This window comes from Saccharopolyspora sp. NPDC050389, assembly GCF_040655595.1.
Taxonomy (GTDB): domain Bacteria; phylum Actinomycetota; class Actinomycetes; order Mycobacteriales; family Pseudonocardiaceae; genus Saccharopolyspora.
In genome coordinates this window covers 71802-83296 of the sequence record NZ_JBFAKG010000011.1, presented here as the reverse complement: position 1 = coordinate 83296, position 11495 = coordinate 71802, and the positions used below count along the sequence as shown (strand labels likewise).

Genomic DNA, 11495 nt, shown 5'->3' with positions numbered 1-11495 from the left:
TGCGGCCGGCCCCGGGGCGGGCCCGGGCCGCCCCGCCCCCCCCCACGACTGCTCGCGAGCGGTCAGGCGGGGGCCGCCACCAGCACGCTGGTCGGCGAGCTCGTCGCCCGCGTCTCCTCGTGGCGCAGGCCCGCCTTCTCGAACAGCGCCGCCAGCTCCGGCTCGGTGCGGACGTGGCCCGACAGCAGGCTCAGCATCACGATGTCCTCGAACTTGCCGAAGTGCGGGGTGTCGCCGGGCGGCAGCACCTCGTCGATCACCAGCAGCCGGCTCTCCGGCGACATCGCCGCCCGGATGTTGCGCAGGATGCTGATCGCGTCCTCGTCCTTCCAGTCGTGGATGGTCCAGGACAGCACGTACACGTCGCCGCCTGCGGGCACCGAGTCGAAGAAGTCGCCGCCGACGCACTTCGCGCGGTCGGACAGGCCCGCCGCCCGCAGCACCTCCTCGGCCTCCGGCACCACCCGCGGCAGGTCGAAGACCTCCGCCGTCATCTCCGGGTAGCGCGCCAGGATGGTGGCCACCAGGTGCCCCTGCCCGCCCGCGACGTCGACGAGGTGCCGCACGCCCGTCAGGTCGTAGGCCTCCAGCATCGCGGAGTTCACCATCCGGGCCATGCTGCCCATCGCGTCGTTGAACAGCTTCGCCAGCTCGGGGTGATCCGCGAAGTGCGCCCACCACCCGCGGCCGTGCACGTGCTCGAAGGCCGGGCGGCCGCTGCGCAGGCTGTAGGCGAGCGCGCCGAAGGAGCGCTGCCGCTCCGGCAGCCCGACGTAGCGGGCCAGGGCGCGCATGGAGCCCTCGCCGTCGCTGCGCAGCGTGGCCGCGAGCGGCGTCAGGTCGAACACCCGCTGCTCGACCTCGGTGAACACCCCGACGCTGGCCAGCGCGCGCAGGCCCCGGTAGAGGCTGTCGGCGTCCGCGTCGACGCGGGCGGCGATGTCGTCGACGTGCGTCGGCTCGTCGCCGATCGCGTCGGCGACGCCGAGCTCGGCCACCGCGATCAGCAGTTGGCTGACCAGCGAGCTGTAGAGCATTTCGTACATGCGGACCGCGGGCGGCGCCTGCGCTCCCTCCGAGAGCACGCCGTAGGGCGCCGCCGAGCCGAGTTCGTTCATGACTCCCCTTCCCCATCCGGGCGCGGGCGCGCCCGGGCGTCAGTGATCAAGAATTGGTTCGCGCAGCGGTGCGGGTGGATTCCGGGATCCCCGACTTGCGCATGACCGGCGTCAGACGTTGGTGGTGATCAGGTGGTCGGCGAAGCGTTCGCGGAGTTGCCGCTTGAGCACCTTGCCGGTGGCGCCGGTCGGGAAGTCCGCGTCGTCGCGGGCAATCACCGCACCGTGCACTTCGGACAGTCCGGCGGCGGTGAGCACCGCGTTGATCGAACCGGTCAGGTCCGCCACGGCCTCGGCGTCGGGGTGCAGGCGCACCACGGCCAGCGGGACCTGCGCGCCGGGCGAGCGGGGATCGCTGACCCCGATCACCGAGCAGTCCGCCGCGAACCGGCAGCCGATCAGGATCGCTTCCTCCAGCGGCAGGCTGTAGACCGGGCCGTCGGAGGTGCGGATCACGTCGGGCACCCGGTCGAGGTGGATGAACCGGCCGCGTTCGTCGCGGTAGACGACGTCGCCGGTCAGCCAGTAGCCGCCGAACGACGATTTCACCGTCTGTTCGGTGTTGTTCCAGTAGCCGGGCGTTCGGGTCGGGGTCAGCACGCCCAGCCGCCCGGCGCGGCCCGGCCCGAGTTCCCGGCCGTCGTCGTCCAGGACCACGGCGCGGCGCACCACCTTGATCGGCGTGCCCACGCAGCGGCCGTAGTCGGTGCTGCCGAGCTCGCTGACCTTGCGGAACAGCGCCATGCCCATCTCGGAGGAGCCGAGCCCGTCGATGAACCGGCTGCCCGGCTGGGACCGGAGCAGGCCGGGGCGGCGGCCGTGCGCGATAAGCGCCTTGATGTGCGCCTCGTGCGCGGCGTCGCCGGTGTTGATCCACGTGTGCACGTGCCGGGCGTCCGCCGCGTCCAGGCCGATTTCGGCCAGGTCGGCCCAGGTTTGCGGGAACGCGGCGACGATGGTCGGCCGGAACCGGCGCATCACCGCCCGCACCGCCGGGCCCGCGGTGTCGGCCATCACCAGCGTCGGCAGGCCGAGCAGCGTTGCCGTCATCAGGTAGCTGATGCCCGCCGAGTGCGACTGGGGCAGCGCGGTGAGCAGCCGGTTGCGGGCCGCCGCCGGGAAGTTCCACAGCCGCCCGCGCTTGCCGAGGAAGAACTGGCGGTGACCGAAGCTGGCCGCCTTCGGTGGGCCGGTGGTGCCGGAGGTGTGGCAGACCATCACCAGGTCGTCGTCGGCGTGGACGTACGGGAAGACGCCGGGATGGGTGGCGCCTTCGGTGGGCGTGGTGGGCAGCGCGGTCGGCTCGGTGTGGAACGCGAGCCGCTCGGTGTCCAGGCCGGCGTCGCGCAGCCGCTCCAGGCGGGGCGCGTCGGCCACCACGCCTAGCGCGCCGATCCGGCCGAGGTATTCGGCCGCGACCTCCGGCGGCATCCGGCCGTTGACCAGCGCCGCGATCGCGCCGAGCGACGTCAACGCCAGGAAGTGCAGGAACGAGTCGACGCCTTCCGGGACGTGCACGCCCACCACGTCGCCCTTGCCGACGCCGTGCGCGTGGTACCAGGCCGCGTACGCGTCGCGCACCTCGACCAGCCGGGCCAGGCTGTAGGCCTCGATCTCGCCTTCCGGCTCTCCGGGTTGCTGGGCGAACAGGAACGCCCGGTTCGGGGCGGGGTTGTGCGCCACCGCGCGGTCCAGGAAGTTGCCCATCCCCAGTTCCCGGTCCAGCAACAACTTCAGCCGCGCGGATAACGGCAGGCGCGCGTCGGGACGGATGTTCTCGAGTGCGATCATGCTGGCGCTCCTTCGGGGACCGCCCGGACGCGAATCGGCGCGGGCGGACGGCAGGAGGGAATCGGCACGGCGCACCGCGAAACGGGGCGCGCCGACGAACACAATCGTCCACAGGGGACTACGCCCTGTTCGATGAGCGGCGTCAGCCGCTTGCGGCGCGGGACTCGGCTTGCACCGCCGCGGGGCCTCAGAGGTCTTCTCGCGAGGAAGGCCCCGACGTGTCGGGGATCCCGTGGCGAGAAGGCCTCTGAGGTTCGGCCACCCGCACCGCCACGCAGGACGAGCCTGCTAGACGGGCTGACCTTCGTAGACGGTGATCAGGTAGCCGTCGGGGTCTTCGAAGATGAACTCGCGGCCGCAGGAGCCGTCGCAGATCGGCTTGCTGATCGGCACGCCGGCCGCGGTGAGCTGCGCGTGCAGCTTGTCCGGGTCCTCCGCCTTGATCCAGACGACCACGCCGTGCCCGACCTTGGCGACCTCGTCGAGGTCGATCGTGGCCTGGCGCAGCGCGATGCGGATGGGCGCGGCGGCCAGCACCGCTGCTTTGGGCACCTTGGATTCCACAGTGGAGAATCCGACGACCTCGGTGTAGAACCGCCGCGCCCGCTCCAGGTCGCGCACCTGCAAGGTCAGGAAGTCCGGTCCGACTACGTTTGTGGACACCACAGCTCCTAACGGGAATCGGGTGAATTAGGGCCGGTGGAAAGAACTTCCGCCTATTTCGGTGGGTCTCCGACCGGCTCGCAACCAGCATCCCCGCCCGGGCCGCCGACGGTCATCACGTGTTCGCGTGAGTTGCCGGTTGGTCGTGCGTCATCACCCTTCGCGCGAGCTCGACGCGGCTGGTGATGCCCAGTTTCGCAAAGCTGTGCCGGAGATGACTGTCCACAGTGTGCGGTGACAGGTACAGCCGGTTCGCGACTTCCCGGTTGGTGAGGCCCTCGGCGACCAGCCGCACCACGCGCAGCTCCGCGCGGGTCAGGCTGCCCCAGCCCGTCTTTCGGGTGCCCTGCCGCCGAGGCTCCGGGAGGTTCGGTGTCCTGGTCAGCAGCCCGCGCATCCGGGCGGCGTCCAGCAGCGCGTCGCACCGCGCGTATGCGGATTCGGCCTCGATGCGCAGCTCGGTGGCCTGGTCGAGGTTGCCGAGATCCGCTTCGGCGGCCGCCAGGTCTTCCAGCCCGTGCGCCAGCAGCACCGGCTGCGAGCCCGCCCGGTAGTGCTCGACGGCCGTGCGCAACGCCCGGACGTCCCGTCGCAGCAGGCCGGCACCGTGTGCTGTGGCGCCGAGGAGCACCTGCACATCAGGATTGCGGCGGCTCAGCTCGACCGCCGAGGCGATCACCTGAGCCGCCGCGTCGTCGGCGCCGACCCGCACGGCTAATCGCACCAGGACCGGGATCCGTTCGGGCGCGCCGACCAGCAGCGACCTGCTGCGTTTGAGCCGGTCGAGGAGTTCCACCAGTTCCAGCCGGATCCTGTCCGAATCGCCTTCCGCTTCTTCGGCGAGCAGCCGCGCCCAGACCAGCAGGTCCGGTAATCGGCGCCGCCCGGTCTCCACGATCTCCTGGGCCCGGTTCAGGTGCCGCCACGCCGCCGACACGCCGTCCGCTCGCAGCGCCACCACGGCCCGCAGCGCGAGCAGCGGAACGGCCAGTGCTTCCGCGGAAAGCTGTTCGGTCAACAGGATTCCGGCTTCCGCTTCGGCCGCGGCGTCGTTGAGCCTGCCGGTGGCGAGCAGCAGCTCGGCCCGGCACAGGTAACGCGGCGGCCGCGACCACACCGTCTCCAGCTCGGCGACGTCCTGCTCGTCCCGGCACAGCTCCTCCTCCGCCTCGCCGAGGCGGTCGGCGGCCATCAGCGCGGCGGCCAGGTGCAGCCTGGGATGCCGGGTCCGCCCGATGTCGCCGGCGCGATCGCCGAACCGGACCGCCTCGGCCCCGTACCGGATGGCCGACGCGATATCGCCCTGCGCTAAGGAAACCCGGCTTCGCGCGCCGGTGCCGCACACCAGCGCGCCGTGCGTGCGGGCCCGGTTGGCGACGTGCACCGTGTTTGTCGCTGCGGCCGCCGCCGGTTCGATGTCCCCTATCGAGACCAGCCCGTGCGCGTGCATCGCCAGCAACTCGGCGCGCACCATCGAATCCGATTTGGCGCGGGGCAGGGCGAGCACCGTGTGTTCGATGACCGCAGCGTGCTCGCCGACGGTGTGCAGCGCTTCGGTCAGGCCGAGCAGCAGCATCGCCTCCGTGTTCGGCGGCAGCCCGCCGCCGCGGAAGCGCTGGCCGAGCTCGATCGCCTCGGTCGGCCGGCCCGCCAGCACCAGCAGCCGCACCGCCTCGGCGGCCAGTTCGGCGCGGATCGGGCTGCGCTCGTCGATCAGCGGCAGGCTGCGGAGGATCAGGTCGGCGCCGGTGTTCGGCGCCGCCGGGGCGATCTCCTGCACCGCGCGCTTCACCACGGTCGCCACGTCCACCCAACCGCCGCCGCTGAGCAGCAGGTGCTTGACCTGCTCGGTGGCCGACCGGCCGTGCTGGGCGAGCACCGACGCGGCCTCCTGGTGCAGCGTCGCCCGCGTCGGCTCCGGCATCCGGTGGTAGAGCGCCTCGCGGATCAGCTCGTGCCGGAAGCACAGCTTCGCGCCCTGCTCGATCAGCACCTCGGCGTCGACGAGCATCGCGACGGTGCCCAGCAGGTCCACCGCCGGGCGCCCCAGCAGCGCGGCGACCTCGTGCACCCCGAAGGGCCGGCCGAACACCGTCATCGCGTCCAGCGCGCGACGGGTGTCCTCCGGCAGGTCCTGCATCCGTTCGCCGACCGCGTCGAAGAACGTCGGCGTCATCGCCGCGGGCGGCTCCTGCGGGCCGTCGACCGGCAGCCCGCGCAGCATTTCCCTTAGCAGGAAGGGGTTTCCTCCGCTGCGCGCCGCGTAGGCCAGGGTCGCCTCGTCCGGTTCGCTGCCGAGCACCTCCGCGCACAGCTGCGCGACCGCGCCGTCGGAAAGCGGTTCGAGCTGCCGCTTCTGGGCCCCGTCGCCGATCAGCCAGTCCAGCGCTTCCTGCGCGCAGCTGCGGATCGGGTAGGGGCGGCGGGTGAAGTACCAGAGCACGGAATCCGAGCGGAGGGCGGGCACGAGCACCCGCAACGCCAGCGCCGTCGCTTCGTCGGCCCAGTGCGCGTCGTCGAGGGCGATCAGCATCGGCTGCTTCCGGGCCTGTTGCGCGATCATCTCGCCGACCTGGTCCACGGCCCACAGCGTCGAGGTGTTCAGCTCGGGGCCTGCCGGGATCTGCGGGCCGAGCAGATGACACGATCGGAACAGCGAACGCAATGTGATCAACGGTGTGTTCTTGTCCAGCTTCACGGCCTGCGAAGCGATGACTCCGAGGCCGAGTGCGCGGCTTTCGGCCTCCACTTCCTGCAGCAGTCGACTCTTGCCGATACCGGCCGAGCCCTCCACGACCACGCAGTTCCCTGCTCCTTCGGCGACCTGCAGCAATAACTCGCGCGATTCACCTAAGACACGTTCCCGGCCGATCAGCGGTAACGCATCAGTGTCCATCGTGTGTTCCCCTCGGGTGAGCAGCATCGGACGAACGCAGATAGCTGAAGCGACAGTACCTGAACAATCAGCCCTAGGCCGGTTGTTCCAAAAGAGTCAAAGGGAATGCATTCACCCGAGTGTCGCAGGAGGAAGCCGCCGGTAGATCTTTACCGGGCGGCGCTTTTTTGGTATCAAAGTCCGTAACCCTCCGTCCATTTTCTTTTCACGGCATATCCGCCGCCACGCGCCCGGTGAATTCCCCTCGGCCGAATCGTGCGCCACCATTCGGCCCAGCACTGCGTGAACATCCCGCGGCCGGGTGATCTTGGCCACATCGCGGGCGGCCGGCTGGCTGGGAAAGACCGATCAATGGGAATCCCGCGATGACGTGATGACCGCGCCGGGCGGATCGCCAAGGCTCGACAGCGCGCACCCGCTGGTCGAGAGGAGTCTGAACATGAGCGCACCGGAGGTCACCCGCAGGGTGATCCACGTACCGCCCGGCGCGGGCCAAAGCGTCTGGGCATTCAGCGGCGACCGCTACACGCTGAAGGTCGGCGCCGAGGACACGGGCGGAATGATCGGGGTCATGGAGGGCGAGATCCCGCCGGGCAGCGGCCCGCCGCTGCACGTCCACCAGTACGAGGACGAGGCTTTCTACCTCGTCGAAGGACGCCTCCAGGTGTTCGATGAGGACCGCGAATTCACCGCCGAACCGGGCTCTTTCATTTATCTTCCGCGCGGTTCGGCACACCGGTTCAAAAATATTTCCGATACTCCCGCGAGAATGCTCATGCTTTTCGTTCCGAGCGGGTTCGAGAAATTCTTCCTGGAGGTCGGCGTCGAGGTCGTGCCCGGCCAGCCTGCCCCGTCGCCGGGCCAATTCGAGGCCGACGTCGAACGGTCCATGCGCATCGCGTCCGAGAAGTACGGCATCGAATAGTCCGGCCGACCCGCCGCGGCGGGCGCGCACACCGGGCACCGGCCTGCGCCGGTGCCCGGTCGACGCGGTCAAATCAGGCGGGCACGGCGTCATCGCGACGCACCTCCGGCGCGGCGACCATCCCGTCCCAGGCCAGCATCGCGCAGTCGATGACCGCATGCGCAGCCTCGCGAGAACTCCCGTCTCTGGCCTGAATGGACAGTCCTTGTAGGACGGTCAGATAGAACGAGGCGATCGTCTCCAGGTTCGCGCCGGCGGGCACGTCGCCGTCGGCGACGCCGCGCTCCAGCCGCGCGTGCACCGCGCGGAAGTCGTCTTTGCGGCACTCGGCGAGGAAGTCCCAGATCCGCTCGTTCTCCGGAGTGCAGTTGGTCGCCGCGAGCACCACCATGCAGCCGCGCGGCGTGTCCGGATCGACGTAGGCGTCGGCATTGTCGCGCAGCATCGTCTCGATCGCGCGCCGCGCCGTCGGCTGCCGCTGCAGCGACCGGTCGCCGACCGCCTCGTCGGCGCTGTTGTAGAGCGCGACCGCCTCCCGGAACAGGTCCTCTTTGGACCCGAACGCCGCGTACAGGCTCGGCGAGCTGATGCCCATCGCGCCGGTGAGATCGCTCAGCGACGTGGCCTCGTAGCCGCGCTCCCAGAACAGCTCCATGGCGGTCCGCAGGGCGGCTTCCCGGTCGAAGCTGCGCGGACGTCCGCGTGGCGACATCGGCTTCCCTCCTCCCCGGACGGCGCCGGTTCGCACCGGGCCCTCCCCAGCGAACTTGTTGACACCCGAGAGTAGCGATGATAGCCATTTATATATCGTTCGACACAGAAAAGCGAGGGGCTCATGACTGGTCTGGATGGCAAGGTCGCGCTGGTCACCGGTGGCGGACGCGGCATCGGTGCGGCGATCGCCCAGCGGCTGGCGGCGGACGGCGCCGACGTCGCGATCACCTACAACACCTCGGCCGACCGGGCCAACGGCGTGGTCGACAAGATCAAGGAGGCCGGTCGGCGCGGCGCCGCGTTCGCGGCCCCTGCCACCGACGCCGCGGCGGTGACCAGCGCGGTCGAGCAGACGGTCGCCGAGTTCGGCCGGCTGGACATCCTGGTTAACAACGCCGGGATCTTCCCGTGGGCGCCCATCGACGAGCTGACCCTGGAGCAGTTCGACGAGACCGTCGGCATCCACGTGCGCGCCGTGTTCGTCGCCGTGCAGGCCGCGGTCAAGCACCTGCCCGAGGGCGGCCGGATCATCAGCGTCGGCAGCAACCTCGCCGACCGGACCCCCGGCCCCGGCCTGAGCCTGTACTCGCTGAGCAAGTCGGCGCTGACCGGCTTCACCAGGGGCCTCGCCCGCGACCTCGGTCCGCGCGGCATCACGGTCAACCTGGTGAACCCGGGCTCCACCGACACCGAGATGAACCCGGCCGACGGCGAAGAGGCCGACGGCGAGCGCGCCCTGACCGCCCTCGGTCGCTACAACGACACGGCCGACATCGCGGCGGCCGTCGCGTTCCTGGCCGGCGAGGGCGGCCGCAACATCACCGGCACCGGCATCCTCGTCGACGGTGGCGCCAACGCCTGACGGCGTGCGCCCACCTCCTGGAACAAGGGAAACAGCAATGGCTTGGGTCATCCTCGTCGCGGCGGGCCTGCTCGAAATCGTCTGGTCGCTGGCGCTGAAGCACGCCGAGGGCATGACGCGGCTGTGGCCGGCGGTGCTGGGCATCGGCGTCGCCATGGTCAGCCTCGGCATGCTTTCGGTGGCGCTGAAGGACCTGCCCGTGGGCAGCGCCTACGCGATCTGGGTCGGCATCGGCACGGTGGGCGTCGCGGCCGTGGGGATGATCTTCCTGAGCGAACCCGTGACGTTCTCCAGGCTGGCGTTCTTAGCACTGATCGTGGTCGGCATCGCCGGCCTCAAGTTCGTGGAGGGTTGACCAGCCACTGTAGACGATTCGATTTCCTTTCCTTCCCCGGAAGATGCCGCCTCGCCCGAGCGAGGCGGCATCTTCGCTTCGCGCCGGCTCCCGAGAACACGTGATGTCGCGGCCGGGCCGGGCGAAGCATGCTGGGATCCGGCTGCCGCAAGGAGAACCAGACGCCGGCAAACCGGCTGGAGGAGCGGAAAATGGCTGAGCACAAGAGGGAACTGGACATCGCGGTGATCGGCGCCGGGGTAATCGGGTTGTCCACCACGGAGGCCCTGCTGCGGCGCGGCGCGAACGTGAAGTGCTTCGACGGCCGTCGGCCCGGGTCGGGGCAGTCGGGCGGGCTCTCCCGCACCTTCCGGCACCGGCACGACGATCCGCACATCGTCGACCTGGCCGCGCGCGGCCTGGCGGGCTACCGCGAGTGGGAACGGCGCTCCGGCGTCGAGATGGTGGGCACCGAGGGCTGCGCGTACCTGGGCACCTCCCCCGACGACACCATCGGCCTCAAGACCCACCAGGTGCCGCACCACTACGCGCCGGCGACCGACCGCGCTCAGGTGTTCGGCGCGCTCGGCCCGATCGACGGCGCGCTGCTGGTGGACCCGACCGCCGGGGCGCTGCGCGTCAACCACGTGATCGAGACGCTGACCGGCTGGGTCGGCGACCACATCATCGCCAACGACATCCACAGCCTCCTGGTGCTCGACGACGGCAAGGTCGAGTTCCAGACCGCCGACGCGATCTACCACGCGCGGCACGTCGTGCTCTGCGCCGGCGTCGACACGCCGCGCCTGGCCGCCCGCCTCGGCTGGGACATCCCGCTGGACTGCGCGCTGCACGCCCGCCCGCACTACCGGATCCGCGAGGAGCTGCGCGGCGAGCCGACGCCGTGCTGGGTGGACAAGTCCGGCCAGTTCGGCGAGATGGTGTACGGCTCGGTGATCCCCTACACCGACCAGTACGTGCTGGGCCTCATCGGCGACGGCGTCGACGTGCCGTTCGACGCCCGCGGCGCGCTGACCGGCGAGGAAGGCATGGAAGACCACGTCCGCCGGGTCACCGGCTACGTCGAGCGCGCCCTGCCGGGGCTCATCCCGGAGCCGATCGGGGTGCGGGTGTGCATCATGAGCAAACTGCCCGCGGGCAGCGACGCGCTCCGGGCGTGGCACGCCCCCGGCGTCACCGCGATCGCCGGGCACAACCTGTTCAAGTTCGCCCCGGAACTGGGCGAACTGCTCGCGGACTCGGCGGTGCACGACCGGCTCCCGGCGGACCTGGAACTCGCCGGGGCACGCGCGCTGGGGGCGGCGTGAGCGGGCCGGTCATCGCCGTCGCGGGCGCATCGGGCGTCGTCGGGCGCGCGGTGACGCGGGAACTCGTGCGGCTCGGCCACCGCCCGCACGCGCTGGTGCGCCCCGGCTCGGCGAACCGCTTGCCCGACGCGGCGGTCATCGAGTGCGATCTCACCGATCGCACGGCGACGTTGCACGCGTTGCGCGGTGTGGACCGGTTGTTCCTGCTCACCCCGTTCCACCCGGAACAGCTTGTGCTGCAACGCAATCTCATCGAGGCCAGCGGCGAGGCGGGAGTGAGCCGGGTGGTGAAGCTGTCGGCGCTGGGAGCACAGCCCGGGGCCGAGTCGAGCATCCACCACCAGCACGGCGTCGGCGACGACGAGCTGCGCGCCGCGGGCATTCCGCACGCGGTGCTGCGCCCCAACGCTTTCATGCAGAATGCGCTGCAATGGCTGCCGACCATCCGGGCGCGCGACGCGATCGTGCTGCCGGTCGGGGCGGCGCGGGTCAGCATGATCGACGTCGGGGACATCGGGCTCGCGGCAGCCGGCCTGCTGACCGCGGACGCCGCGGCCGGCGACTACGACCTCACCGGGCCGGAAGCCCTCGGCTACCAGGAGGTGGCCGAGATCCTGTCCGAAGTGGCCGGACGCCCGATCCGGCACGTGGACGCCGCACCCGACGAGGTCGCGGCCGCCATGCGATCGGCCGGGGTACCCGACTGGGCGGTGGCGGCGCGCCTCCAGCTCTACGCCACCTACCGGGCCGGCGAAGCGGAGGTGGTGACGACGGCGGTCGCCGACATCACCGGCCGCCCGCCGCGCGACTACCGGTCGTTCGCCGCCGGCATCGCCGAACAACTGCGGAACTGAAGGGGAACCG

The 11495-nt window shown here is 70.8% G+C and carries 10 protein-coding genes; 5 read left to right on the top strand and 5 right to left on the bottom strand.

Features of this window, described 5'->3' with window-relative positions; genetic code table 11:
- Positions 1 to 62: 62 nt before the first annotated feature.
- The 4 genes from AB0I53_RS09685 to AB0I53_RS09670 all read right to left on the bottom strand — a co-directional run bounded on the left by AB0I53_RS09685 (position 63) and on the right by AB0I53_RS09670 (position 6468).
- Positions 63 to 1118, bottom strand: a complete 1056-nt coding sequence (locus tag AB0I53_RS09685) for a methyltransferase (protein WP_358599169.1) — start codon at positions 1116 to 1118, stop codon at positions 63 to 65.
- Between the two features lie 111 nt (positions 1119 to 1229).
- Entirely contained in the window at positions 1230 to 2909 is a 1680-nt protein-coding gene (locus AB0I53_RS09680; protein WP_358599166.1) for a class I adenylate-forming enzyme family protein, read from the bottom strand.
- 288 nt (positions 2910 to 3197) lie between these two features.
- Positions 3198 to 3572 carry a VOC family protein gene (locus tag AB0I53_RS09675; RefSeq protein ID WP_358599163.1) on the bottom strand — a complete coding sequence of 125 codons (375 nt, stop codon included), beginning with the start codon at positions 3570 to 3572 and terminating at the stop codon, positions 3198 to 3200.
- A gap of 115 nt (positions 3573 to 3687) precedes the next feature.
- The gene (locus AB0I53_RS09670) at positions 3688 to 6468 is read right to left on the bottom strand and encodes an AAA family ATPase (protein WP_358599160.1); all 2781 of its coding nucleotides are present in this window, start codon (positions 6466 to 6468) and stop codon (positions 3688 to 3690) included.
- Between the two features lie 301 nt (positions 6469 to 6769).
- On the opposite strand from AB0I53_RS09670, the gene AB0I53_RS09665 reads away from it, so the two are divergent.
- On the top strand, positions 6770 to 7393 hold the full coding sequence (locus AB0I53_RS09665; RefSeq protein WP_358599157.1) for a cupin domain-containing protein: 624 nt from the start codon (positions 6770 to 6772) through the stop codon (positions 7391 to 7393).
- 73 nt (positions 7394 to 7466) lie between these two features.
- Here AB0I53_RS09665 and AB0I53_RS09660 read toward each other — a convergent pair whose 3' ends face one another.
- Complete coding sequence (locus AB0I53_RS09660) at positions 7467 to 8105, bottom strand: TetR/AcrR family transcriptional regulator (RefSeq protein ID WP_358599154.1); 639 nt, start codon at positions 8103 to 8105, stop codon at positions 7467 to 7469.
- Positions 8106 to 8228: 123 nt separating this feature from the next.
- Here AB0I53_RS09660 and AB0I53_RS09655 point away from each other — a divergent pair, with 123 nt between their 5' ends.
- The 4 genes from AB0I53_RS09655 (at position 8229) to AB0I53_RS09640 (ending at position 11485) form a co-directional block, all read left to right on the top strand.
- Positions 8229 to 8969, top strand: a complete 741-nt coding sequence (locus AB0I53_RS09655) for an SDR family oxidoreductase (protein WP_358599151.1) — start codon at positions 8229 to 8231, stop codon at positions 8967 to 8969.
- A 37-nt stretch (positions 8970 to 9006) separates the two neighbouring features.
- Entirely contained in the window at positions 9007 to 9324 is a 318-nt protein-coding gene (locus tag AB0I53_RS09650) for a multidrug efflux SMR transporter (protein ID WP_093276653.1), read from the top strand.
- 191 nt (positions 9325 to 9515) lie between these two features.
- Positions 9516 to 10631, top strand: a complete 1116-nt coding sequence (locus tag AB0I53_RS09645) for an FAD-binding oxidoreductase (RefSeq protein WP_358599148.1) — start codon at positions 9516 to 9518, stop codon at positions 10629 to 10631.
- Positions 10628 to 11485, top strand: coding sequence for an SDR family oxidoreductase (locus AB0I53_RS09640; protein ID WP_358599145.1), 858 nt, complete (start codon positions 10628 to 10630; stop codon positions 11483 to 11485). The genes AB0I53_RS09645 and AB0I53_RS09640 overlap by 4 nt, the downstream gene beginning before the upstream one ends.
- The last annotated feature ends 10 nt before the right edge of the window (positions 11486 to 11495 follow it).